General features: G+C 59.1%; 22 protein-coding genes and 3 pseudogenes. 18 read left to right on the top strand and 7 right to left on the bottom strand.

Annotation, left to right across the window (positions count from 1 at the left end; all coding sequences use genetic code 11):
• The gene (locus tag E4191_RS16345; RefSeq protein ID WP_139615559.1) at positions 1 to 1,380 is read right to left on the bottom strand and encodes a DUF6212 domain-containing protein; all 1,380 of its coding nucleotides are present in this window, start codon (positions 1,378 to 1,380) and stop codon (positions 1 to 3) included.
• 554 nt (positions 1,381 to 1,934) lie between these two features.
• Positions 1,935 to 3,133: pseudogene (locus tag E4191_RS16340) on the bottom strand (IS256 family transposase).
• Positions 3,134 to 3,391: 258 nt separating this feature from the next.
• On the opposite strand from E4191_RS16340, the gene E4191_RS16335 reads away from it, so the two are divergent.
• The gene (locus E4191_RS16335) at positions 3,392 to 3,751 is read left to right on the top strand and encodes an IS5 family transposase (protein WP_176562765.1); all 360 of its coding nucleotides are present in this window, start codon (positions 3,392 to 3,394) and stop codon (positions 3,749 to 3,751) included.
• A gap of 215 nt (positions 3,752 to 3,966) precedes the next feature.
• On the opposite strand, the gene E4191_RS16330 is transcribed toward E4191_RS16335, so the two are convergent.
• A complete protein-coding gene (locus E4191_RS16330) occupies positions 3,967 to 4,995 on the bottom strand; it encodes an IS110 family RNA-guided transposase (RefSeq protein ID WP_135312247.1) in 1,029 nt (342 codons plus the stop codon).
• Positions 4,996 to 5,084: 89 nt separating this feature from the next.
• Here E4191_RS16330 and E4191_RS16325 point away from each other — a divergent pair.
• The 4 genes and pseudogenes from E4191_RS16325 to E4191_RS16310 form a co-directional block, all read left to right on the top strand.
• A pseudogene (locus E4191_RS16325) lies at positions 5,085 to 5,495 on the top strand (IS5 family transposase); the annotation flags it as partial.
• A gap of 578 nt (positions 5,496 to 6,073) precedes the next feature.
• Positions 6,074 to 6,913, top strand: a complete 840-nt coding sequence (locus E4191_RS16320; protein ID WP_139615556.1) for a replication initiation protein — start codon at positions 6,074 to 6,076, stop codon at positions 6,911 to 6,913.
• 57 nt (positions 6,914 to 6,970) lie between these two features.
• On the top strand, positions 6,971 to 7,597 hold the full coding sequence (locus tag E4191_RS16315) for a ParA family protein (protein ID WP_135816306.1): 627 nt from the start codon (positions 6,971 to 6,973) through the stop codon (positions 7,595 to 7,597).
• A 70-nt stretch (positions 7,598 to 7,667) separates the two neighbouring features.
• Positions 7,668 to 7,943 (top strand): hypothetical protein, encoded by a 276-nt coding sequence (locus tag E4191_RS16310; RefSeq protein WP_135816305.1) that lies wholly within the window; start codon positions 7,668 to 7,670, stop codon positions 7,941 to 7,943.
• Positions 7,944 to 8,118: 175 nt separating this feature from the next.
• Here the strand turns inward: E4191_RS16310 and E4191_RS16305 are convergent, their stop codons facing one another.
• Entirely contained in the window at positions 8,119 to 9,000 is an 882-nt protein-coding gene (locus E4191_RS16305) for a recombinase family protein (protein WP_139615555.1), read from the bottom strand.
• Between the two features lie 371 nt (positions 9,001 to 9,371).
• Here E4191_RS16305 and E4191_RS16300 point away from each other — a divergent pair, with 371 nt between their 5' ends.
• Together E4191_RS16300 and E4191_RS23845 are read left to right on the top strand one after the other, a co-directional pair.
• Positions 9,372 to 9,755 (top strand): hypothetical protein, encoded by a 384-nt coding sequence (locus E4191_RS16300; protein WP_139615554.1) that lies wholly within the window; start codon positions 9,372 to 9,374, stop codon positions 9,753 to 9,755.
• 308 nt (positions 9,756 to 10,063) lie between these two features.
• Complete coding sequence (locus E4191_RS23845; protein ID WP_176562764.1) at positions 10,064 to 10,201, top strand: hypothetical protein; 138 nt, start codon at positions 10,064 to 10,066, stop codon at positions 10,199 to 10,201.
• Between the two features lie 8 nt (positions 10,202 to 10,209).
• Here E4191_RS23845 and E4191_RS16295 read toward each other — a convergent pair whose 3' ends face one another.
• The gene (locus E4191_RS16295) at positions 10,210 to 10,707 is read right to left on the bottom strand and encodes a helix-turn-helix domain-containing protein (RefSeq protein WP_228461774.1); all 498 of its coding nucleotides are present in this window, start codon (positions 10,705 to 10,707) and stop codon (positions 10,210 to 10,212) included.
• Positions 10,708 to 11,391: 684 nt separating this feature from the next.
• Between E4191_RS16295 and E4191_RS16290 the strand changes: the two genes are divergently transcribed.
• The 8 genes and pseudogenes from E4191_RS16290 (at position 11,392) to E4191_RS16255 (ending at position 18,852) form a co-directional block, all read left to right on the top strand.
• Complete coding sequence (locus E4191_RS16290) at positions 11,392 to 12,438, top strand: substrate-binding domain-containing protein (protein ID WP_139615553.1); 1,047 nt, start codon at positions 11,392 to 11,394, stop codon at positions 12,436 to 12,438.
• 63 nt (positions 12,439 to 12,501) lie between these two features.
• Positions 12,502 to 13,962 (top strand): phosphate ABC transporter permease subunit PstC, encoded by a 1,461-nt coding sequence (pstC, locus tag E4191_RS16285; protein ID WP_139615552.1) that lies wholly within the window; start codon positions 12,502 to 12,504, stop codon positions 13,960 to 13,962.
• Complete coding sequence (gene pstA / locus E4191_RS16280; protein ID WP_139615551.1) at positions 13,959 to 15,320, top strand: phosphate ABC transporter permease PstA; 1,362 nt, start codon at positions 13,959 to 13,961, stop codon at positions 15,318 to 15,320. The genes pstC and pstA overlap by 4 nt, the downstream gene beginning before the upstream one ends.
• 10 nt (positions 15,321 to 15,330) lie before the next feature.
• Positions 15,331 to 16,125, top strand: a complete 795-nt coding sequence (gene pstB, locus E4191_RS16275) for a phosphate ABC transporter ATP-binding protein PstB (RefSeq protein WP_135816299.1) — start codon at positions 15,331 to 15,333, stop codon at positions 16,123 to 16,125.
• Between the two features lie 35 nt (positions 16,126 to 16,160).
• Positions 16,161 to 16,880, top strand: coding sequence for a phosphate signaling complex protein PhoU (gene phoU / locus E4191_RS16270; RefSeq protein WP_139615550.1), 720 nt, complete (start codon positions 16,161 to 16,163; stop codon positions 16,878 to 16,880).
• A gap of 3 nt (positions 16,881 to 16,883) precedes the next feature.
• Positions 16,884 to 17,573, top strand: a complete 690-nt coding sequence (gene phoB, locus E4191_RS16265) for a phosphate regulon transcriptional regulator PhoB (RefSeq protein WP_135816297.1) — start codon at positions 16,884 to 16,886, stop codon at positions 17,571 to 17,573.
• A gap of 95 nt (positions 17,574 to 17,668) precedes the next feature.
• Positions 17,669 to 17,938: pseudogene (locus E4191_RS16260) on the top strand (IS3 family transposase); the annotation flags it as partial.
• A gap of 305 nt (positions 17,939 to 18,243) precedes the next feature.
• Positions 18,244 to 18,852, top strand: a complete 609-nt coding sequence (locus tag E4191_RS16255) for a CatB-related O-acetyltransferase (protein WP_139615549.1) — start codon at positions 18,244 to 18,246, stop codon at positions 18,850 to 18,852.
• Between the two features lie 240 nt (positions 18,853 to 19,092).
• Here the strand turns inward: E4191_RS16255 and E4191_RS16250 are convergent, their stop codons facing one another.
• Positions 19,093 to 19,773: an acylneuraminate cytidylyltransferase family protein gene (locus tag E4191_RS16250; protein ID WP_139615548.1), complete on the bottom strand. Its 681-nt coding sequence runs from the start codon at positions 19,771 to 19,773 to the stop codon at positions 19,093 to 19,095.
• Between the two features lie 94 nt (positions 19,774 to 19,867).
• On the opposite strand from E4191_RS16250, the gene E4191_RS16245 reads away from it, so the two are divergent.
• The 3 genes from E4191_RS16245 (at position 19,868) to E4191_RS16235 (ending at position 23,036) form a co-directional block, all read left to right on the top strand.
• Complete coding sequence (locus E4191_RS16245) at positions 19,868 to 21,403, top strand: glycosyltransferase family 29 protein (RefSeq protein WP_176562763.1); 1,536 nt, start codon at positions 19,868 to 19,870, stop codon at positions 21,401 to 21,403.
• A 56-nt stretch (positions 21,404 to 21,459) separates the two neighbouring features.
• The gene (locus E4191_RS16240) at positions 21,460 to 22,158 is read left to right on the top strand and encodes an acetylxylan esterase (protein ID WP_139615546.1); all 699 of its coding nucleotides are present in this window, start codon (positions 21,460 to 21,462) and stop codon (positions 22,156 to 22,158) included.
• Between the two features lie 296 nt (positions 22,159 to 22,454).
• Entirely contained in the window at positions 22,455 to 23,036 is a 582-nt protein-coding gene (locus tag E4191_RS16235; protein WP_139615545.1) for a hypothetical protein, read from the top strand.
• 46 nt (positions 23,037 to 23,082) lie between these two features.
• Here E4191_RS16235 and E4191_RS24870 read toward each other — a convergent pair whose 3' ends face one another.
• Positions 23,083 to 23,319, bottom strand: coding sequence for a surface lipoprotein assembly modifier (locus E4191_RS24870; RefSeq protein WP_407947082.1), 237 nt, complete (start codon positions 23,317 to 23,319; stop codon positions 23,083 to 23,085).
• Positions 23,320 to 23,604: the final 285 nt, after the last annotated feature.

Genomic DNA, 23,604 nt, shown 5'->3' with positions numbered 1-23,604 from the left:
CTATTCCTCCTGCGTAGCACGCTGGCCGGTCACGGCGCGGAAGCTGCGGAAAAGACCCCAGCTGTGCTCGTTGGGCATGTCCTGGGCCAGCGAAGTGGCCAGATAGATGTCAGCCCGCTCGATCGGGCCCTTAGGCACGCAATGGACCTGGCCCCAACCATTCGCGGGCAGGCCGTGGACCCAAGACCCCATGCAGCTTTCCCAGATGCCGTCGCGGCCGATGGCGCGATGCGGCGTGACGCCGATGGCAAAGTTCAGGTTGGGCGAGCGGGCATGGCCGGTGTTGACCACCGCCGACAGCTGCAGCAGCCCGCGCATCGGCACGTCGCGGATCACCGCGCAGACGGCGCCGCTGCGCGAGGGATGGACCATGATCGCATCCTCGGCCGCCCAGAAATCGGCGGTGATGTAATCCGTGGCCGAGCTCGGCATGCCGAAGATTTCGGGCGCGGGCAAAGCCGAGGGCTGCAGCAGGCTGGCCGTCATCTCCAGACGCGGATCGATCATCGGCGCGTCGCGCCGCTCGGGGATCGAGGCGCCCGCCAGCGCCTTCCAGACCCGCAGCGCCAGGACCTGGTCGCCGGGCATCGTGTCGCCCTGCGCGGTGAAGCGGGCATCGGGCATGCGCATGCCCAGACCCACCACCAGCCGCGCGGGCCCGGCATTGCGCAGGATCAGCGAGCAGTTGCGCGCATCCCCCTGCAGCGCCATCGGCAGGGCAAAGCGCACCCATCCCGACCCGATCCGCATCTCGTCGGGGATCTCGGCCAGCGCATGCTCGTCGCCGGTGCTGTCCTGCAGCGACACCCGGATCTCGCAGTTGCGGACATGCAGGCGCTCGGGCAGCCACAGGTCGATCGCGGTGATGCTGACGATGTTCAGGGGCAGATGCTGAACGACCGAGCCGTCGGCGGGCAGTTCCGCCACGGTACCCGAGGGCTCCCAGTTCAGGGACTGTGCCACATGCGGATTGCCAAGCGCGTGCAGGAAGCTTTCGATCTCGCGGAACCGCCCCGCGCCCGAGATGTTCTCGCGCCGCAGCAGTGCGGCCGCTTCGCGCGACGCAGCGGCGGTCGTCTCGCTGCGCTGCAGCCGCTCGACCAGAAGCGCGGTGACCCGCTCGGCCAGCAGTTCGGGATGCTCGGGATCGACCTCGATGACGGGCAGCCCGTGATGCCCGCTCTCGGACAGCCGCTTCGCCTCGTCCGCGCCGGCGCCAAGCGGCATCAGCTGCGCCAGGCAGGTGCGCCCGGGGACGGGTCCGTCGGTCTCCGCGACATCTAGCATGCCGAGCAGGGTCGGTGGCAGATGGCGTTCCAGAAGTCCGTCGCAGACGCGGGCCAGCGTAGGGTCAACCGCAATCGAATAGGCAAAGGTCATCGGACCGTTCCACTGTCATAGACATACGTTTTTTGGGGTGCCGACAAAATGACAACTGTTTAGGCCAACAGAGGTCTCCGGCGTCCTCACCTATCTAAATAGACAGTTAAGTCCAGATGATGCAAGAGGGTAGCGAAATGCCTGTTTTATTCTGGTTCTCATAGTCACACGTTTTTTATATTTTTTTTCTAATTTATACAATAGTTTGACGCCATCACCTCTCACAACCTTAAAGTCTGAATGTGTGCATTTCTTGCATTGTCTGAATTTATTGGCATGTCAGTGCAGAACTTGTCACCAATTTGTGATCTGTATGTAAATTCGCCTTATGCGTGTATTGTATGCTTCGTGCCAGTTGCAATCTATCGACGTGCATCGAATGTAGACTGGCATTTCCGGAGCGTTTGCCATCTGCAGTCGTGGCAGCAGGCTTGGCCGGCCAGGTGAAAGAGTGCTTTCATTTGGCTGCTTCTCTATGAGGCAGGTGAACAAAGCCTGATAGTGTCCCACAGCGTGGTGTAAGAGTGCCGACCCTCGGAGAGGTCAGGGCTTGATCAGGTGGCCACGGCGGGCAGCCTGACGTTGTGATTGTCGGTGACGCGGGCGAGCGTTTCAAGCGACATGTATCGCCGGGCGACCGCCCATTCGTCGTTGGTCTCGAGCATGAGCGCGCCGACGAGGCGAATGATGGCTTTGTCATTCGGGAAGATGCCGATGACGTCTGGCGCGCCGCTTCACCTCGCGGTTCACCCGCTCCAGCGGATTCGTCGAGGCGATCTGGGTCCAGTGCTCGCGGGGAAAGGACATGTAAGCCAGCACGTCGTCGCGGGAGCTGTCCATCAGGGCGCCGAGTTTGGGCTGCTTGTCGCGAAGCGCGTCAGCCACGATCTCCCACTGGGCTTCGGCCTCGGCCTTGGTCTCCTGCGCGAAGATCGTCTTCAGCATTGCCGCAACGGCGGTGCGCTGCTTGGCCGGGGCGTGCGCCAGAGCGTTGCGCATCCAGTGAACCCGGCAGCGCTGCTGGGTGGCGTTAAACACGCGGCGTGCGGCGGCCCGCAGGCCTTTGTGATCGTCGGCGATCACCAGCTTCACGCCGCGTAGGCCGCGGTCGGCGAGGCTACGCAGGAACTCGGTCCAGAAGGTTTCAGCCTCCGAGGGACCTGTGGCCACACCCAACACCTCACGCTTGCCGTCCTCGTTGACCGCCACGGCGATTATCACGGCACGGCTGATGATCCTCCCGCCCTCGCGGACCTTGAGGTAAGTCGCATCGAGCCAGAGATAGGGCCACGCGCCCTCCAGAGGCCGGGACAGGAACGCGTTCACGCGCTCGTCGATCTCGGCGCAGAGGCGGCTGACCTGGCTCTTGGACATGCCGCCCGCGCCCATGGCCTTGACCCAAATCGTCGACCGACCGCGTCGAGACGCCGTGGACGTAGGCCTCCTGAATTACAGCCACGAGGGCCTTCTCGGCCGTGCGGCGTGGCTCCAGAAAGCTCGGGAAGTAGCTGCCCTTGCGCAGCCTCGGGATTTCCAGCGCGATCCGTCCGGCGCGTGTGTCCCAGTCACGGTCGCGATATCCGTTACGCTGAACCTCACGCGTCGGCGTGCGCGCGCCTTTGGCTGCACCCGTCCGTGCCTCCACCTCGGCCTCCATGATGCGCCCGGCCGCAAAGGCCAGCATCTCGCGCACGAGGTCGCCGTCAACCTCCTTCTCAACCAGCTCGATCAGCGCCATTCTGTCGTCGGTCATCGTCATCTCCGTTGTTGGTTCCAAGTGTCGCAACCCGAACCTTTTCCGAAGATCGGCGGTGGACCGCCAGCATCACCCGCGGCCGCGCGCTGCGCTACGCCGGAGGCTCCGCGCGCGGCCTCCTACACCACCACCGGGGACACTGCCCAAAGCCTCTCACAATGTCTGATCCTTGGCCTGCAACTAGGGTCTGTTGACGTTCGGGATTCACACTTCAGCTGAGGTCTGATTCAAGGTCGCAAAGAGTGGAGAGCAACCTTGACCCGACGTGCCCTGACCGATGCCCAATGGGCGATCATCGAACCCTTTTGCCTCGGAAAACGGTCTGATCCTGGCCAAACGGGGCGCGATCCGCGCCTGTTCGTCGAGGCGGTCCTGTGGATCGTGCGGACGGGTGCTCAGTGGCGCGAATTGCCCGATGAGTTTGGAAAGTGGAATTCTGTGTTCAAGCGTTTTCGCCGGTGGGTGAAGGCTGACGCTTTCTACAGAATGTTCAAAATTTTGAGCACGGTCGCCGACTTTGAATACGCAATGATCGACGGCTCGATTGTCAAGGTTCACCGTTCTGGTCAGGGCGCAAACGTATGGCCCGCCCCGTCTGCAAGCGGAAATTTTTGATGACATGATCAGTCTGCACAAACGTATCCGGCATGTCGGCACAAAGGCCGCCGCCAAGATGGAGATCCGCGCGTCACAATCCTCATAAAGGGGCCGGCCTCAGTGGGCCATTTTGCGCCGGAGGTTTTTGCAACGCCGATCAACTGTCAGGCCATCTTCCTTTCACCACTCGCAGCTCGTTGCGCCCGGCTGTGTTCAAGACGGGCGCGTGTTCCTCAACCGGCCGCCTGCGGCACGGCTTCATAGTTTCGCCCGTGCCGCAGAAGCGCCCAGACAGTGCGGGCCATCTTCGCAGCAAGGGCGACAACAGCGACGTTGGGATGGGTGCGCACAAGCAGTGCACGCAGCCAGGCGCCTACGGCAGAATTCGCTTTTGCCAGTGTTGGCATGGCAGATCGCGCGCCTTGGATCAGCATCTTGCGCAGGTATCGACTGCCGCGCTTCGTGATCCCGAGCAGTTTCGGTTTGCCTCCTGTTGTCGCCTGCCTGGGCACCAGACCCAGCCAGGCGGCCAGATTGCGTCCTTTCGTGAATGTCGCGGCGTTGCCGACAGCGGCGACCAATGCGGTGGCATTCAGCGCACCGATGCCCGGAATGCTTGTCAGCCGCCGTGCTCGCTCATCGGTCCGAGCCATGGCCGCGAACTCGGCGTCAAAAGCGGCAATGCGGCGGTCAAGCTCGTCCCACCGCGTGCGCATGTCGCCGAGCAGGAAAGCCATGCGGGGACTGAGGCTGCCCGTGCCGGGGTCGAGCATGTCAGCGAGCAGGTGGCGCAACCGGGCATGGCCCTGTGCTACGACATGTCCCCGTTCCAGCAGAAGGCTCCTGATCTGGTTGGTCAGCGACGTGCGTTCTCCGACCAGTCGATCCCGCACCCGATGCAACGTCTGGACGTCGAGTTGCTCCTCGCTCTTGAGTTCGACAAAGCGCATGGTGGGTCGGGTTGCCGCTTCGGCAATGGCCTCAGCGTCGCGATCATCATTCTTCTGCGCCTTGACGTAAGGCCGGACATATTCCGGCGACATCAGCCGGACCTCATGCCCCAGTGCTGCCAGCGACCGTCCCATGTGATGAGCGCCGCAACACGCCTCCATGGCCATGATGCAGGCCGGCAGCTTCGACGCGAAGGCGATGACGCCGTCACGACGCAATCGCCGTCGCACCACCACTGTCCCCAGGCTGTCGAGACCGACGATGCTGCAGCTGTTCTTGCCTAGGTCGATGCCAACGATCACAATGCTCATGGTCCGCTCCTTCCTCCATTGAACACCGACATCCTACACGGAGATCGGCGGGAGGGGCGGGCCATCCATAAAGGGGGACTCAAAGCCAAGCCATAGGGCGCTCGCGGGGCGGCATGACGACCAAGATATTGGCGTTGACGGACGCCCTTGGAAACCTTGTCGATTTCCGCCTCCTGCCAGGGCAGGCACATGATCTGCGCGCGGTGCCAGAGTTGATCAGTAACCTTAGTGCTGATTACCTGCTCGCCGACCGCGCCTTCGATGCCGATTGGCTGCGAGCCGAGCTGAGCGAACGCAGGATTGTCCCGGTCATCCCGCCAAAAGCCAACCGACGGTTTCCCGCCGCATTCGATAAGGACACCTACAAATGGCGCCATCTGATTGAGAATTACTTTGGAAAGCTCAAGGAAAACCGGGGTATCGCCATGCGCTCGTGCAAAACCGACGAAAGCTTCAAGGCGTTCATCTCGATTGCAGCCACAGTCATTCAGCTAAGATGAACGTCAACAGGCCCTAGTTGCGAATGATCGTCCGATGCCCTTGCCTCACCGGTGCCGTCTCACCGCGTTGGAACGTGACCGCATTCGGACTGCCTTTCATGGGGTGTTTCAGGGCTGCATCGCGGCTGGTTATGCGTGCGAGACAACCCTCCCCAATATAAGACCAGGCCGGACGGTTAGCTCGGGCGGTGCCATTGAGAGCTGGTCGGGCCAGTCGAGCACGGTTGTGTTTTTACGTTTAGGGGACATGCTGGGTGTCCCCTATTTCGCTGTTCTTTTTTTCTTTTTTAGTTTTCTTATTTTAACGTAAATAAGCCTTTGAATTAAATAAAAAATATAGCGCGACTGTGACCTATGGGGCGAGGTATGGTGACTTTTTGGGCGAGGTAAGGTGACTTTCTGGGCGAGGTATGGTGACTTTTGGGGCGAGGTCCTTTGCTTTGCCCCAACCCGATTTATACGCATGGTGACTTTTGGGGCGAGGTTGCAGCAATTTCAGGCCGATCTCCGCCATTATGCTTTCAAATCCGTAACATCTCCGACTAATGTGACGTAGCATGCAAGATAGGTCACATTAGATGCAGGACGAACCTCGCCCAAAAAGTCACGATAGCAATAGCGGTACTCTCGGGGCGTTCCAGCGCCGTGGTGAGGTCATCAAGCCGGCTGAATTGATCGAGGTGCGTGGGGGCGAGAAGATTACGTTGGCTGCTCGGCGTATTTACAATCAGCTGCTGTCCAACGCCTTTGGCCCCGACATGGCGGCTGAAGGGCAAGAGTACCGAATTCCTTTCTCTGAGCTTCGAGGCAACCACACCTCGAACGACCGCGTCACCGAGGCAATTTTGAGCCTGATGCAGACTGTTGTGCGTGTGCGCATGTCCGATGGTTCGACCCGCAACGTTCACCTCCTTGGTCCGACAGACGTAGAGAAGTTCGGCCCAGGAATCGCAACGATGCTGACTTATGAGTTGCACTCAAAGCTTCTACCAATTCTCCGTGACAGCCAGATCTTTGCCCGCCTAGAGATGCAAATTCTCCACGGCTTCGGGACGAAATATGGCATGGCGCTTTATGAGATGATCGCTAAGCGCATCGGATTGAAGCACATCATCTACAACGACTTTGAGACTGACGAGCTACGCGACTACCTGGGCGTGCCCCACGGCAAGCTCGGCCCTTTCGCGGCGCTGCGTCGCAAAGCTATCGAGCCGGCCGTCGCTGAGGTGAATGCGCTAGCCCCCTTCTCTTGCTCCGTCGACGTGGCAGAAAAGCAAGGACGGAAGGTGACGAAACTTAGGTTGTCCTGGTGGACTAAATCGGTTGAAGAGCAAAAGGCCCAGTGGCAGGCGCAGAAGGAGAAGCAAGATGATCTGTTCAGCGTGATACCCCCCGAGATCATCAACTGGGACGAATAAGCGTACAATAATCAAAAATGCAACTGTGCAGGTGTGCACAAAAGCAAAGGGGCAAGAATGCAAGTGATCACAATTGCAATGCAGAAAGGCGGTGTAGGAAAATCGACCCTCGCGCGCTCTCTGGCAGTTGCGGCGGCTCGCGATGGGCTGTCAGTATTAATGATCGATATGGACGCGCAGCAGAGTGTTAGCCAGTGGGCAGAGCGGCGCGAGGCGGACATGCCCGTTGTTGTGTTCTCAACTGAGAACGAATTGCCGAAGAAGCTATCGCAGGCAAAAGATGCAGCCGACCTGGTCATCATCGACACGCCCCCTGCCCGTTCGACCGAAGCGCCGGCTGCTGTTGAGGTCGCTGACTTGGTGCTGATCCCGACAACTCCCGATGTCGAGCCTCTCGAACAGATGCCGCGCACACTTCGCTTGTGCCGCGGCTTCTCCCGTCCCGTCTTCGCTGTGGTGAACATGGCGAATCCGACTGGCCCGGCGGAGGTAGCCTATACCCGAGAAGTAATTGAGGCGATGGGCGCGCAGACAGCTCCAGTCGTGCTGCATCGCCGGAAGGCCCACCGAGATGCCAGTGCCGCGGGCCTTACAGTCCAAGAGCTCGCCAACGCAGGAAAGGCTGCCGACGAAGTTTCGGCTCTCTGGGCGTGGGTTCGTGCAGAATTACGAAATTGCAAATAAGCAATTGTGCTGGAATGCACGTGTGCACGATTGCATAAAGGTAAAAAGGTAAGAGGGCAAAGGTGCACGGATGAAGAAAGCAAACCCGCTACTGGCGGCTATGGGAAAGGTGGCAGAGCCCGCGCCCTTAGAGGAGAAGCTAGTTGCTGACCCTGCGCTGACCAAAGGCTCGGGCAAGAGGGTAGGACAAAAGCACCTTGGCGCCTACTTTGAAAAGGGGGATCCGATCCTAGAACGAGTGGCGATCCTGCGGGCGCGGTTGGACATGACTAACTCTGAATTGATCGAGCACGCACTTAATGAGCTGTGGAACCGGCATGAGGCGGGCAGGGCGTTCGGAGAGTAGTGCAAAAAGCTCGGACGTGCATTTGTGCACACGTGCATTTCTGCATAAATAGTGACAGAGATTAGCGCCTCTGGCATTCATGCCTCATTGCTCTGCAAGGGCTAGACGCCATGCTTAGTATTAGCCGAGTACCAACAATCAGCGCACGCGGGTAGATAGTTTTCTCTGAGAATTCTTACAGCATGCCAAGCTTCCCAGCCCGCTGGAGCAGCAGCCTAACGGACGAGGGCTGCCAGGTGGTCCGTCCGCGGGGGGTGCGCTCGCGCATCGCCTCCAGCCGGTCGCAGATCGCCTGCAGCGTGATGTCGGGGTCTGCGCCCCGGATTGCTGCCACGAGGGCGGGCAGGCGGTCGTCACTATCGCAGCGTGCCGCACGACCCAATACGGTTTCGGGCAGGAAGCCGTCGCGGACATAGGCACGGGTGGCGCGCAGCAGCCGAGCTTGTGTCCAGTGGCGGGACGGGGGTAGGGGGGCATTGACGAGGCGCAGCACATCCTCCCATGCCATATCCGGGCGCAGGCGGCGAACCAGAGGCACCCAGTCCTGCGCGGTCCCGGACAATCGGTCCATGTAGCCCTCGTGGCGCGCCAGACGGACCTTGCGCAACGCCGCCGGGTCCCGGGCCCGCAGCCCGGGATTGCCGCCGACGCGGCCTGCGCTGCGGGCGCTGGCCAGTCCCGCCTTGGTGCGTTCGCGGATCAGGGCACGCTCGAATTCGGCGGCCGCCCCCAGGACCTGCAGCGTGAACTTGCCCTGAGGGCTGGCGGTGTCGATCGGATCCTCGATCGAGCGGAAAAACGCACCCCTGGCCTCCAGCCGCTCGATCACCTCCAGGAGATGCGACAGCGACCGCGCCAGCCGGTCGATGCGCACCACGACCAGCGTATCGCCCTTGCGGATCTGCTCCAGCACCCGCGCCAGCACCGGGCGTGCCCGGTCGCCGCCCGAGGCATATTCCTCGTGGATCTTTGCGCAGCCAGCAGCGGTCAGGGCCTGCACCTGGGGCAGGGGGGTCTGATCTTCGGTCGACACGCGGGCATAGCCAATAAGGGGCATGTTCGGGACTGCTCTACAAACTGTAATGCGTCTAATAAACAACCGTTTGTAAACAGAAGCAAGTAATCCGCCCTCGATTATATGCTTTGTTTCTTCAGTGGATGACGACCAATCGCAGGGCTCTCGTGCGCTTGGTAGCCAAACAGTAAACCGCTGCAACCGGTCCTCAGAAAATACATTAGTGCTCTTCATAAAGGTGCCAAGATGACGCCTACAGTTATCTAGACACTGCGTTCAAATTTAAAATAGAGCTTTGGCTCATCGACCAGACGTCGTCTTTGGCTGATCCCCGGCCCTGACTTGCCGCACAGGCAGCTCAAGCCTCCGCACTGGCAGTTGCGGCCCGCGATCTCGGGCGGCTGGAGGCCACGTTGCTGGCGCTGCCCGCAGCGGAGGCCGCAGGGGCCCGCGAACGCCTGGTCAACATCGAGGTCGAGGTCGAGGCGATGCTGCGGGCGCAGGGGCTGATGCTGGGTCGAGACGAGATCGGCCGCGAGCTGATGGAGGCCCGCGCGGCGTCCGACCCGGAGGCGTTGCGTCTGGCGCGGTGGGCGGTCCGGCGGCTGGAAGGGCAGGGGGCTTTGATGGACCTGCCGGCCTTTCTCGGGCTGCATCGCCGCGTCACATCCGATGAGCCATCTTCCCCCAGCATGGACCTGCGCCTGCAGGGCAGGGAGCTCGATGGCGCGGCCGTTAAGTTTTCTGGCGGCAGTCGATGCCTTCACAGCGTTGCACCCGCTGGCGCGCGGCCCTGAGGTTCTGGCCCTGTGGCGCATGGCCGAGTTGTTTCCACCAGGGCAGGTGGCCGAGCCGGCTGTCTGGTCAGCGAGCCACATGGCGGCAGGGGCCGAGGGGCTGCGCTTCGTCCCCTTTGGCCGGCATGGGCGGCGGGTCTGGAGCAGCTATGGTCCGCCCGCGGATCGGCTCGCCACATATTTTACCGCGCTGCGCGCCGGTGCGCAGGAGGCGCGGGCGCTGATCCTGTGCATCGGGGCCTGGTCCGGGCAGGCCCCGGGCCGCCACCGCCGGCATCAAGGGCGACAACGCCGCCCGGGTCATCGCCGTGCTGGCAGCACGCCCCTTTGTCTCGGCAATGGGGATGGAGAAGCGTCTGGACATGGCCGAGGAAAAGAAGCTTGGCCGCCAGTCGCACCAGCGGGACAGGAAGCTCGGAAGCGCAAAGGACTATGGGCTCGGCTGACCGGCCGGTCAGTCTAGCAGCTCACCGGTCTCCAGGTCGTAGGTCCGGCGCGTCGCAGGCAGGTCCGGCTCCATCATCGGAAGGGCGGGCTGCGAGATCGGCGGAAGACCTTGGCCGGCCGGCATCTGGGCCTCGCTCTGCAGAAGGTCAGGAATGCGACGGAGAGCGGCCTGGCGGCCCAAGCTTTCCCGATCGGGCTGTTCCTCCTCAGACACGACCACCGCCGCCGAGAAGAGGCTGTAGCGTATGCCATCGCGCTTGCCGGTCCAAGCCACCCGATCGTTGATGACATATGCATTCACTGTGGCAGCGTTCCCGAGCTGCCGGACCTCAATCCAGTTGTCCGCCTTCAAGACCGAAATCGCGGTTCGGACAGCCCGTTCCGATCGGCCGATGATTTTGGCAAGCGAGACCTGAGAGATTACGACTGCATTATGGTCGCCCAGCCTCGCCGTCAGCGCGTGCATGATCTGCGCACCCATAGGGGACTTGGCAATGAGGATCATCCAGGCCTCGTGAGCAACTCGCTCTGTCTGGACCCAGGATCCTTGAAGACGACGATCAGGCAGCTGTTCCAAGACACGACACCCCATTCCAAATTCGGGAATCAGCCTGCCGGACAGAGGGCGTCTGACAACCAATAATTTACATCTCATTCCAATTTCTTGAACCACCCTGCCGGTAGACCAAAAAGAGACCGGCACCGTGGTTCCGGTCGACCGGAACCACGGTGCCGGTAGGGGTCCAAAAAAGGGAATCTTATCAATGGTAAAAATTGAGCCCTCTTTAATGATCTACAGGTGGGAACCGGGACGAGCCGTGTCGGGCGAAGCAGCCCGCCAGGGAGCAAGCGCTGACCGGCGCGGACTGGCCTGGTTCCTACCTGTCAAGGAGCTTTGAGCCTGGATCGGCAGATTTCAGACGCGGTACGGTTACGGCAAGACCGGCGCGGGAATAGGGATGATCAGGCAAGAAGGGGAAAGGGTGATCCACAAAAGGAACGACCGACCACCGTGGCCCCGCCTGCGAACAGGGTGAAGCTGCTTGTGAGCAGGTCAAACCGATCTGCTATCCTACCCTAATCTGCTCTCCTACATAGCGCTGTCATAAAACGGTTACGCTAAAATAGCATAGCGGTCACAAAACTGCTGTAGGCAAGCGCAGCAACATCACCTCCCAAGGAGAAAAGCATGAAGACCTTTGGCCTAACTGCGACAGCAGTATCCGTTCTGGCTCTGTCGGCTTTTGCCGCTGCAGCGCAGACGCGCGAACAGGTGCAGGTCGCCGGTTCCTCGACCGTGCTGCCCTATGCGACCATCGTGGCCGAGGCATTTGCCGAAAACTTCGATTTCCCCAGCCCGGTGATCGAATCCGGCGGGTCGGGTGCCGGTCGTCAGCGCTTCTGCGAAGGTGTGGGTGAAAACACCATCGACATCGCGAACTCGTCCTCGCGCATCACCCAGAATGACATCGACCGTTGCACCGAGAACGGCGTGACCGAGATCATGGAAGTGCGCTTTGGCTATGACGGCATCGTCTTCGCCTCGCCCGTGGGCGGCGAATCGTTCGCTTTTACCCCCGCCGACTGGTTCAACGCCCTGGCCGCCGAAGTGGTCGTGGACGGCGAAGTCGTGGCCAACCCGCATACCAGCTGGTCGGACGTGAATTCGGACCTGCCGGACCAGGAAATCCTGGCCTTCATCCCGGGCACCCGTCATGGCACCCGTGAAGTGTTCGACGAGAACGTGATCCTGGCCGGCTGTGAAGAAACGGGCGCCATGGAAGTGTTCATGGAAGCTGGCGCCGACGAGGACACCGCCGAAGGCATGTGCACCACGCTGCGCACCGATGGCGTGTCGGTCGACATCGACGGCGACTATACCGAAACCCTAGCCCGCGTCGCGGCCGACGCCAACGGCATCGGCGTGTTTGGCCTGTCGTTCTATTCGAACAACACCGCCACCCTGCAGGTTGCTACGATGAGCGGCGTCACACCGTCCACCCAGACCATCGCCTCGGGCGAATACCCTGTGTCGCGCCCGCTGTATTTCTACGTCAAGAACGCGCATCTGGACGTAATCCCGGGCCTGCAGGAATACGTGTCCTTCTTTGTGTCCGATGACATGGCAGGCCCGAACGGCCCGCTGGCCAACTATGGCCTAGTGTCCGATCCGGAGCTGGCCGAGACCCAGGAAATGGTCGAGAACCGCACGCCCATGGGCGCGCTGGAAGACTGATCCAATTAAGCCTAGGGGTGGCGTTCGCGCCGCCCCCGATTTCCGTTCGGTCAGGATCATGCCATGAGCGTGTTTTTTCTTTTTGCATTCATCGCTGTTCTGGCCGTGGCGGGGTATGTCGTCTGTCGCAGGCGCGCCTTGGCATCGGCTGATGGGAACATCCGGTGTATGCATTCGCTGCCGTCCCATTACGGCTGGCACGGGGCCATTATGGCCGCCGTCCCGGCATTGTTTGGGCTGGCCATCTGGCTGCTAGCCCAACCGCTGGTGATCGAACGCCAGCTGCAGAATTATTTCCCGCCCGAGCAGGTCGAGAACCCCAGTGCCATGACCCTGCTGATGGGGGATGTGCGCCGGGTCGCGGCCGGGATCGACGTGGCCGTCGCGCGCGGCGCGCTGAGCGAAACCGAAGCCAGCGAACTGAACACCGCATCCACCGATGTCCGTCAGGCGCTGGCTGCCGTGGGGGTGGCGCTTGGTGCGCAGGTGACGCCGCAGGTTCTTGCCGCTGCACAGGATTACCGCGCCTCGGCGACGTTCGGCGCCATCGGGCGCAGCATCTTGGTGATCGTGCTGGCGCTGGCGGGCTTTGCCTATGCGGTCCGCATCACCGACCGCGACTTCCGCGCCCGTAACCGGGTCGAGCGGGTCAGCCTGGCCCTGCTGGCGCTAGCCTCGGTGATCGCCATCCTAACCACGATTGGCATCGTGCTGTCGCTGCTGAGCGAGTCGGCGCGGTTCTTCACCTTCTATCCAGTCGGCGATTTCTTTTTCGGATTGACCTGGTCGCCCAATTTTCGCGGGAACAGCGAATTAGGTCTGCTGCCACTGCTGTGGGGCACGTTGTATATCAGCTTGGTGGCGATGATCGTGGCCGTACCGCTTGGCATCTTTGCCGCCATTTATCTGGCCGAATATGCCTCGCCCACTGCCCGATCGATCCTCAAGCCGATGATCGAAATCATTGCCGGTATTCCGACAGTGGTGTTTGGCCTGTTCGCCCTAGTGACCGTGGGGCCGTTCCTGCGCGATTATTTTGCTCAACCCTTAGGTCTGGGCAATTCCGGGTCTTCGGTCATGACGGCGGGCATCGTGATCGGCATCCTAAACATCCCGTTCATCTCGTCTTTGTCCGACGACATCATCAATGCCGTGCCGCAAAGCATGCGCGATGGATCGCTTGGCCTGGGGGCAACCAAGTCGGAAACGATCAAGCAGGTGGTGCTGCCGGCCGCCCTGCCGGGCATCGTAGGGGCCGTCTTGATGGCCGCCAGCCGCGCCATCGGCGAGACAATGATCGTGACCATGGGGGCAGGTGCCGCCGCCCGCATGGATCTGAACCCGTTCGAGGCAATGACCACCATCACCGTCAAGATCGTCAGCCAGCTGACCGGCGATACAGAGTTCAACTCGCCCGAAACATTGGTGGCCTTTGCTTTGGGCCTGACGCTGTTTGTCTTTACGCTTGTGCTTAACATCGTCGCGCTGCTCATCGTGCGCCGGTACCGGGAGCAGTACGAATGACCGACGCCACCGCCGCTGACCTGCCCGCCTCGGGTGGGCGTCCGAACAAATCGATCTTGGTCGAAGACGCACTGACGCGCCGCCGCAACCGGTCTGAAAAGCGCTTCATGCTGTACGGACTGGGGGCGATTACGATCAGCCTGCTGGTGCTGTTCATCATGCTGTTCACGATCTTTCGCGACGGAACCAGCGCGTTCTTCCAAGCCAGCCTGTCCTTTCCGGTGACGCTCGACGCCGAGCAGCTGGACGAGGACGGCAACCGCGACCCGGCAGAGATGGCCAGCGTCACCACCATCGGATACGGCAACCTGCTGCGCGCCTCGCTGGTCGATTATCTGGCAGCCGAAGGGATTTCGACTGACGAGATCGAGGAGGGCAATGTTGGCTCACTGATTTCTCGGGACGGCCCGGCGCAGCTGCGCGACCGGGTTCTGGCTGATCCTGATCTGATCGGACAGACGGTGGACGTGAAGATCTTTGCCACCAGTCGTTTGGACGGATATCTGAAGGGCCGCGTGACGATGGAAACGGCGCTGCTTGACAGCAACGTTTCGCCCGAACAGCTGCAGCTGGCCGACCGCCTGTCCGAGGCGGGGATCTTGACGACCGCCTTCAACCTGCAGTTCCTGACCGCCGCCGACGCGTCCGACCAGCGCCCCGAGGCCGCGGGCCTGGGCGTGGCGATCATTGGTTCGGCCTACATGATGCTTCTAGTACTGATCATGGCGCTGCCCATCGGCGTTGCAGCCTCGATCTATCTGGAGGAATTCGCGCCCAAGAACTGGATCACCGACGTGATAGAGGTGAACATCTCGAACCTCGCTGCAGTGCCGTCTATCGTCTATGGTATCCTGGGTCTGGCTCTATTCATCAACTTTGCCGGACTGCCGCAATCGTCCACGCTAGTCGGTGCACTGGTGCTGACGTTGATGACACTGCCCACAATCATCATCGCGACGCGAGCCAGCCTGCGCGCCGTACCGCCCTCGATCCGCGACGCGGCATTGGGTGTGGGTGCGTCCAAGATGCAGACTGTGTTCCATCACGTCCTGCCCCTGGCAATGCCCGGCATCTTGACAGGCACAATTTTGGGCTTGGCCACCGCCTTGGGGGAAACCGCGCCGCTGCTGTTGATCGGCATGGTTGCCTTTGTGGGCGATTATCCCGCCTCGCCGCTGGACGGAGGCTTTTTGGACCCCGCCACCGCCCTGCCGGTTCAGGTCTATGCCTGGGCGTCGCGGTCGGATCCGGCCTTCATCGAAAGGTCCTCGGGCGCGATCATCGTGCTGCTGGGCTTCCTTCTTGTCATGAACGCGGTCGCCATCGTGCTGCGCCGCCGCTTTGAACGCCGCTGGTAAGGGGCCCGTCATGAACGACATGCGAGTAGACAGAATTATGGCCAAGAACGAAAACAAGATCACGGCCCGCAACGTGCAGGTTTATTACGGCGACAAGCAGGCCATTAAGGACCTAAACGTCGAGATCCTGGACAAGACGGTGACGGCCTTCATCGGCCCCTCGGGCTGCGGAAAGTCGACGTTCCTGCGGTGTCTGAACCGCATGAACGACACTATCAGCAGCGCGAAGGTTGAAGGGGAGATCCTGCTGGAGGGCGAGAACATCTACGATTCCAAGGTCGACCCGGTGCAGCTGCGCGCCAAAGTCGGCATGGTGTTCCAAAAACCTAACCCCTTCCCCAAGTCGATCTACGACAACGTGGCCTATGGCCCCCGCATCCACGGCCTGGCCCGCAACAAGGCCGAGTTGGACGAGATCGTCGAGACCGCCCTGCGCGGCGCCGCCCTGTGGACCGAGGCCAAGGATCGCCTGTCCGAGCCCGGCACCGGCCTGTCGGGCGGCCAGCAGCAGCGCCTGTGCATCGCCCGCGCCGTGGCTACCTCGCCCGAGGTCCTGCTGATGGACGAGCCCTGCTCAGCGCTGGACCCCATCGCCACCAGCCAGGTCGAGGAGCTGATCGACCAGCTGCGCCAGCAGTTTTCGGTGGTGATTGTCACGCACTCGATGCAGCAGGCCGCGCGGGTCAGCCAGAAGACCGCCTTCTTCCATCTGGGCAACCTGGTCGAATACGGGGATACCGACGACATCTTCACCAGGCCGCAGGACAGCCGGACCGAGGCCTATATCTCGGGCCGGATCGGCTGATGCCACGACCTGCAGGGTTCTGAAAGGACTTCACGATGAACCGCGACAAGCATATCTCCTCGGCCTTCGACCGCGACCTGGAGACGATCCAGGCGATGGTGGTCAAGATGGGCGGCATGGTCGAGGCCGCGATCACCGACGCCTCGACCGCGCTGGACACGCGCGACGAGGATCTGGCCGACGATGTGCGCCGCCGCGACAAGGCCATCGACCTGATGGAGGCCCAGATTAACGAGGATGCCGCGCGCCTGATCGCGCTGCGTGCGCCCACCGCGACCGACCTGCGGATGGTGCTGGCCGTCATCAAAATCTCGGCCTCGCTGGAGCGGGTGGGCGATTATGCCAAGAACATGGCCAAGCGCACCGAGGTCCTGTCGCAGATGCCGCAGATCGAGGGGGCGGGCATCGCACTGCGCCGGATGAGCCAGGCGGTCAACAAGATGCTGCAGGACGCGCTGGACAGCTATATCCGCCGCGACGCCGATCTGGCCCGTGACGTGCGCCAGCGCGACCTCGAAGTCGACCAGATGTACAACGCGCTGTTCCGCGAGTTCTTGACCCACATGATGGAGGACCCGCGCAACATCACCCCCTGCATGCACCTGCATTTCATCGCCAAGAACGTCGAGCGCATGGGCGACCACGCGACCTCGATCGCGGAACAGGTCATTTATCTGGTCACCGGCGAGCTGCCCGACGAGGCCCGCCCCAAGAGCAACAGTGTGCCGGTGACCACTTCTCTCGGAGGGATGTGACCGATGGCACGGCAAGCTCCCTGCGTTCTGGTAGTCGAGGATGAGGGCGCGCAGCGCGAGGTCCTACACTACAATCTCGAGGCCGAGGGCTTTGACGTGGTGATGGCCGACAATGGCGAGGATGCGCTGCTGCTGGTGGCTGAGGAACAGCCCGACCTGATCGTGCTGGACTGGATGCTGCCCAAAGTCTCGGGGATCGAGGTCTGCCGTCAGGTCAAGGCGGATCCCTCGACCCGCAACATCCCCATCATCATGCTGTCGGCACGCTCGGAAGAGGTCGACCGCGTGCGGGGGCTGGAAACGGGCGCCGACGATTACGTCGTGAAACCCTATTCGGTGGTGGAACTGCTGGCACGGCTGCGCACCCAGCTGCGCCGCACCCGCCCCGCCACCATGGGCGAGCGGCTGTCCTTCGCCGACATCATCCTGGACGCGGCCGAGCATCGCGTCTTCCGCGCCGGCCAGTCGCTGCATCTGGGCCCGACCGAGTTCCGGCTGCTGTCCACGCTGATGGAAAAGCCCGGCCGCGTCTGGACGCGCGAGCAGCTTCTGGACCGGGTCTGGGGCCGCGACATCTATGTCGACACCCGCACCATCGACGTGCATGTGGGCAGGTTGCGCAAGGCGCTGATGAAGAACGGCGGCGAGGATCCGCTGCGCACCGTCCGCGGTGTCGGATATGCCTTGGGGTAAGCTTTTTACATACATTATCCATATGTGCGGGCGTCCATTTTTCACTCCCCTTTAAAGTTTCTCTCCTCGTCTCACTGAAGAGGCAGGGTGGGGGCACAAGCGAGCAATTTCAACGCCTGCTGGCCGACAACGGCATCACCTGCTCGATGAGCCGGGCTGGCAATGTCTGGGACAATTCTGCGATGGAAAGCTTCTTCTCGTCGTTGAAAACTGAACGGACCGCCCGCAAGGTCTACCGCACCCGCGACGAAGCGCGCGCTGACGTGTTTGACCACATTGAGCGCTTTTACAACCCGCGACGCCGGCATTCGAAACTGGGCTATCTCAGCCCCATGGAGTTCGAGGCCCGCGCTATGCTAGCTTAACCTGCTGTCCACGAAACCGGCAGCAGCTCAAGCTGCAAACGATATCTTTTAAAACAGTAGTTGCGTTCTCACGCGTGCGAAGTAAATTTGTTGATCAAAAAAAACCAGCCGATCCTACCTTCAACCTTTAGCCCGCCAAGGAATATCGTTATAGGCAGACTTAACTTCAGCTTTCGTAGCAAGCACGCCAAACGTTCACACATAGATCAAGGCATCTCGAAGGCGCGCTGAAGCGCTCAAAAGTTATAATAATTATTGCAAAAATATTTCTAAAAGATACAAGCACATCATTCTGAGAGGCATATGTGAGCATATTTTCAGCAGAAGAGCTATCTAGTGCATTTAACTTAGATAATCCTGAAATGATTAAGGCTGGCTTTATTAAAGGTGATCGAGGCACGTGGATGATCACTGGAAATATTATTTGCGGCAGACATACGGCCATCAATAGTTATTTTAATGCTAGAGGAAATATTAGAATAGGTAAATATTGTGCCATTGGGAGATTTGTATCAATTCATTCAGGAAATCATCGTACTGACCTGCCCAATCAACAAGTAAATTTTAATAAAAGATTTGGGTTTGTTTCTGCATTTGTCAGAAGCCGCGTTGAAATAGGACATAATGTTTGGATCGGCGACAAGGCAAATATTCTTGCAGGTGTAACAGTCGGTCACGGTTCAGTAATTGCAGCTGGCGCAACGGTAGTTTCAGATGTTCCGCCGTTCGCTATCGTCGGAGGGGTTCCCGCAAAAATAATCAGGTATCGATTTATGCCCAACATAATTAAGCAAAGCCTCGAGATAAGATGGTGGGACTGGACGGACGAACGAATTAAAAGAAATAAGATATTCTTTGAAACATCTCTTGATGAAAATTCTGAGTGTGATTTACACTCCTTGGTTAAAGAATGAGCTTATTTAATTTCTAGAAAAATATTTTTTTAATATTTTCTAGCTGTAACACCTGAACAAGCGCTTCTCGCAAACTTTGATATTTCCCTTCATTTCATGGCTATCAGACGCAAAATAGCCTCGCGCATGGGGCGGTTGCGCTTTTCTGCTGGAGCAGCTTCCCAAATTATGGCAAAATAAAATCAGATCTTCAGCGAGCCACGCCGCTTGGCCCATTCAATTATGTTTGTGCCGTTAGGCCTAAGGTTTCGCCCCCTCCGTCTTTTCTATATATGCTTTTGCAAGAACAAAATCATGGGGATTGTTGATATCCATCAGTTCATCAGTTGGAATTTCGAACAAGAAAGGAACGGCGCCGAAAAAATACCTATTCGCTAGCATTTGCTTGTGAGGTTGGATAAAGATGCCCCCGTCTTGCGCGTAGAGAGGAGGTAGGCTGGAAGCGGGCGGGTGTACAGGCCCGTAGGGATTGTAGTTGAAGGGTTTCTTCGATGCGTCCCACAAATGCTCGCGAAGAGCAAACACGCTGAGCAAGGAGTCGTACCCCGCTGCACCGGCCTCGACATAAGCATTGACCGCCCGCTCGTAGGTGCCAGTGGATAGCAGAGGGTTCGTGCAATGAGCCCAGACTACGACGTCCGTATCGATGAGTTCGCACATGTTGCCGATCATTTGGTTAGCGGTGGCTTGCGCTTCGTCACAGAAGAAGTCCGGCCGCTGGATTGCTTCTGCACCAGAGGCTTCGCCGACGGCCAGGATGTCGGCGTCATCGGAGCCGACGACAACCCGGTCAATGTTAGAGACAGCCAGCAACTGTCGTATTTTTCTTGAAATCAGTGTTTCGCCATTGATATCCAAGAGATTTTTGCCAGGCAACCTCTTGCTACCGCCACGGGCCACGATAACTGCTGTTGTTTCCAATTTGTCCTGTCCTCGAGAAGAAGTTGACGCCCTCTTTTAAGGATGCATAAAGGTCACAACTTTAAAGGGCAAGCCGCGATCAATGCACAATAAGATGTTAAAATTCCTCACGCTGTCCAGGCAGGCAGAACCCGTTCAATCATCTGAAAATGAAAGTAAAAATCAAACTCTGGGCATCTCACCCTTGGACGTTGCGTCCGTGGATGCATTATCAGAATTACAAAACGCAAAATATAAAGACATAAGCAAATTAACATTTTCCGGGATTGCGCGGCTGCTTGAGAGGGCTGAGGCAAAGATTGTCAATCTATCCGTTGAAAACGGAACAGTCCTCGCTCGACTCGAATGCGCCGGAAGTATCGTCAACGTCACCTTTTCGGAGCATATTGCACATGAAGTCGCTCGTTCGGTCGTAAGTGGTCCTACTCAGGACCTGTTCGAAACCGTTCGCGACGATCTGTGGCAAATCCGTACCCAGAATGGCCGCTGGCCATTTGTCTTGATCCCCTTAAACGCTGCCCTGTGGAAGATAGCTGGCTTGGGCGAAGAGGTCGTCTTTGACGTCAGGGAACGTGACTTCCATTTCGGCGAAAAGGAGGACCGTTTCTCTTACGAGCGCGGCCAACTCGGGCGACTGTTCGGGGTGCTCGACGAGGTGACGAGAGCGGATTACGCTCAAGCCGTCGCTTTACAGATCGAACCATCTCAAGGTGCTGTCATGGGATGGATCAGGAACGAATGGAAATCGTTCGGAACCACTCTTCAGGTCCGCGATGAAATCAAGCGGCTGATTTCTAAGAAAATGCCTTTCAGGCCCAACCAACTGTTGATCATGGCAGCGTTTTTTTGCGATGCAGGCGAGTACGGCTATGCCCTGACGTTGCTCAAGATGGCCAATTCGGCGTCGACAGGGATCTGGGGGCGGCTGCGCATTCCTGCCCTGACAAGGCTGCTCGTGCGGGAAGGGCACATAAAATGGAAGTGGGCAGAAGCGGAGGCTGAGCTCGTCGATTTTATCACGGGGCAGGAGGGCCATTTCTCGCGCCATCTCCGTGAAAACCGTGACAGCTTTGCGATCGTTGGCAACGGTCCGCGGCAGGTCGGCCTCGGAACTGGAAGCGTTATCGACAAGGCAAAGATCGTTATCCGCCTCAACACGGGTCGGCCAAATGCAAATTTTGCGGGTGACTACGGCTGGAAACAGAATGTCTGGGTAAAAAATCAGCAAAACTATGATGTGAAGCGGACCGACAAAACTCCTGGGCTGGAACACGTGATCATCAGTGGCTCCAACGCGCTCTACCGAACGCCCAACAGCGGTTTTTACCTGCGCGATTTGGTGGAGGCTCATGGAAGCATCACTCTCCTTCCCGAGGAGTTCCTGCGTCAGACCATTGCGCGCACTAAGCGCAACCCCTCTTCGGGCATCGTGATGCTGACTTGGCTCGATTTTCTCGCGGGAGGCTTGCAGGATCAAAAAAACGTTTTTGGCTTCTCTTTGAACGATCAGAAGGTGCGGCAGACGACCCATTATTTCCGGGACCAGCCAATCGCGAGCCACCATACCCACAATTGGGACATCGAACGCGAATACTTCGACGAGATCGTCAGTCCAGCGCGAGATCGGTAGAGACACTGGCAGAGATCAAATGGCACTTTCGTTATGAAGAAGGCGACCTCCTGACCGTGGTCTTCTCGCCGCATCGCTGGTTGACGCTGACGAACTATCCTTTTGATGGTAGCGTGCTCTGGCTTGCCGACGAAACGCAGACCTATTTTGTCGAAGTCTGTGACGACGCCATGGAGAAAATAAGGGAAGCTATCAGGCGCGTCTCGGCTAGGCGCGTCGTGCTTTTGGGCAGCAGCAAGGGCGGTTACGGCGCGATGATGTGCGGCGCCATTTTGGCAAGAACGTCGGACGTGATCGTTCGGTGCCTCACTTTCAGTCCGCAAACACGGGTCTATCCAAGAAACGACAACCTTTCCTTTCCATCGTACAAGCGATTACTCAAAAGATTGACGACCGACGAGAATTTGCGTCGTACGATGGAAAGACTTGGAAATGTGAGAGGGATCGCTTTTGAAGGAAATATTAAAACGAACCTCATCTATTGTGCCGGCAATGCCACAGATCACGTCGAGGCGATCTCCTTAGCAGGAGAGACAGTCTCGCTGATGGAAATGCCGTTCTCCTTTCACGCCAGCATAGTCCCGTTCACGCTTGATCAAGGCAATGCGAAAGAAACGGTCCGTAAAATCGCAAAACTTTACGATCACGCCGACGAAGATGGCCAATTTTCTCTTCCGCCCGATGCCGCCGAACTGTTCCGCCAAATTACAGAAAACCGCTTTCCTAGTTTGCGACAAATTATTTATTCGCTTTGACAATACCGTTCTTGCTACGAGTTCGACCCGGTCCTGGTCGAACTGCTGCGGGATACCCAAAGCGGCTGACAGCGCGACCGGACCGTTGCAACGGTCTAGCCGCAATTGACAGCCTTTGGTTGCTGAGATGCTGCGACCAGTAGGCCGTTGATAAGGTAATTTCCCGCAGAGGCGTGGCGGAACTACCACGAACTCTACCTATGGAAGAGTAGACTGCAGGAGAGCTTGAAAGCCAAGAATTCGCCGGTTACCGATGGCGAATTGCATCTACGGCAAGCAGTTTTGAGGACTTAGTCATGCTAACGCATACCTCGTCGCTTTCCGCTATCGCTTCGGTCGTTGCATTGTTAACCGCTTGTACAGACACCGGCGTCGAGAAGAATTTCAGCCGCTCAGAAGAGTATACACGGCTGATGTCGGAAGCGGATTTTACCGAAACCAGCAACCTGTCAGACCTTTCCGGGATGGCGACCTACCAAGGCGTGGCGAAAGCCGATTTCGGCTCCTTCTCCGGAACGGCAGATGCTCGGATCACTGCCGACTTTTCCGAAGATAAGCTGAGCGGGTCCATGACCAATTGGGTGGACGACGATCCCTTAAACTATGATTTGAACGGAAAGGTTGAACTGTCGAACGGGTCCATTGATCCCCACGCGGGAACTTTTGCCACTGACATGTTTGGAAATATCGAGCGCTCCCCTGTCGGGATGGTCGATCCCGCCAATCCTCCGGTCGCAGTTTGGATCGCAGGAAATGCTGAAGGTAGCTTTCATAATTCCCTGGACGGGGATCATGCCTCGCATGTTGTGGGCGTCATGGAGGGCGAAACCAGTGATGCGGGCGGGGTCATATCGGGCGACTTTGTAGCTGCCCGGTAAGGGCCGCCGGTTAAGGACGCCTCTTCAGCTGTCGGCACCGTCCAGGTTAGAAGTCGCGTGACAGGCCGAACGCAACGCCTATGTTCCTGTACTCGTATAGCGGGATGCTTGAACCCAGTACTTCGTAAGTCAGCTCCAGCGTCGGCGCTAAGCCCCGCAAGGTCAAATCCCGGTGCCGGATGCGACCTGTGAGGGACCAGCGATCGTCCTTGCGTGGATTTATGAACAGACCGGAGCTCGCATCGCGATCCTGCCAGGCCCGGGTCACGTACAGAGACGTAATCAGACCACCTTTGAACAGGTACTGCCCCCCCCCAAGTCCACACCCCGCTCGGTCCCGCTCTGTGAAGCCTCTTCGGCCTTCGTACGAGCAAGGAACATGCTTGCATGGATCGCGAGCTGTGCAGCGACGACGTGGCTCATGCGAATATTGCCGGACATGCTCACACTGCCCGGACGATCTCGGCTGTGCCGAGGGCGTTGAAGCGGTTCATGAGGGCGACGCGGATGTGGATTTCGGCGGTCTGGCGGTCAGACGTTTAGCGAATGGGGTTTTATGGCCGGCGAA

This window comes from Paracoccus liaowanqingii (genome assembly GCF_004683865.2).
Lineage (GTDB): Bacteria > Pseudomonadota > Alphaproteobacteria > Rhodobacterales > Rhodobacteraceae > Paracoccus > Paracoccus liaowanqingii.
This window is presented reverse-complemented; position numbering and strand designations above follow the sequence as displayed.

What these genes read in the sequence shown, in the direction of transcription:
- E4191_RS16345 (WP_139615559.1), bottom strand. Translation starts at nt 1,380, where the DNA reads ATGACCTTTGCCTATTCGATTGCGGTTGACCCTACGCTGGCCCGCGTC.
- E4191_RS16330 (WP_135312247.1), bottom strand. Translation starts at nt 4,995, where the DNA reads ATGAGCATTGTGATCGTTGGCATCGACCTAGGCAAGAACAGCTGCAGC.
- E4191_RS16320 (WP_139615556.1), top strand. Translation starts at nt 6,074, where the DNA reads ATGCAGGACGAACCTCGCCCAAAAAGTCACGATAGCAATAGCGGTACT.
- E4191_RS16315 (WP_135816306.1), top strand. Translation starts at nt 6,971, where the DNA reads ATGCAAGTGATCACAATTGCAATGCAGAAAGGCGGTGTAGGAAAATCG.
- E4191_RS16310 (WP_135816305.1), top strand. Translation starts at nt 7,668, where the DNA reads ATGAAGAAAGCAAACCCGCTACTGGCGGCTATGGGAAAGGTGGCAGAG.
- E4191_RS16305 (WP_139615555.1), bottom strand. Translation starts at nt 9,000, where the DNA reads ATGCCCCTTATTGGCTATGCCCGCGTGTCGACCGAAGATCAGACCCCC.
- E4191_RS16295 (WP_228461774.1), bottom strand. Translation starts at nt 10,707, where the DNA reads ATGATCCTCATTGCCAAGTCCCCTATGGGTGCGCAGATCATGCACGCG.
- E4191_RS16290 (WP_139615553.1), top strand. Translation starts at nt 11,392, where the DNA reads ATGAAGACCTTTGGCCTAACTGCGACAGCAGTATCCGTTCTGGCTCTG.
- pstC (WP_139615552.1), top strand. Translation starts at nt 12,502, where the DNA reads ATGAGCGTGTTTTTTCTTTTTGCATTCATCGCTGTTCTGGCCGTGGCG.
- pstA (WP_139615551.1), top strand. Translation starts at nt 13,959, where the DNA reads ATGACCGACGCCACCGCCGCTGACCTGCCCGCCTCGGGTGGGCGTCCG.
- pstB (WP_135816299.1), top strand. Translation starts at nt 15,331, where the DNA reads ATGAACGACATGCGAGTAGACAGAATTATGGCCAAGAACGAAAACAAG.
- phoU (WP_139615550.1), top strand. Translation starts at nt 16,161, where the DNA reads ATGAACCGCGACAAGCATATCTCCTCGGCCTTCGACCGCGACCTGGAG.
- phoB (WP_135816297.1), top strand. Translation starts at nt 16,884, where the DNA reads ATGGCACGGCAAGCTCCCTGCGTTCTGGTAGTCGAGGATGAGGGCGCG.
- E4191_RS16245 (WP_176562763.1), top strand. Translation starts at nt 19,868, where the DNA reads ATGTTAAAATTCCTCACGCTGTCCAGGCAGGCAGAACCCGTTCAATCA.
- E4191_RS16235 (WP_139615545.1), top strand. Translation starts at nt 22,455, where the DNA reads ATGCTAACGCATACCTCGTCGCTTTCCGCTATCGCTTCGGTCGTTGCA.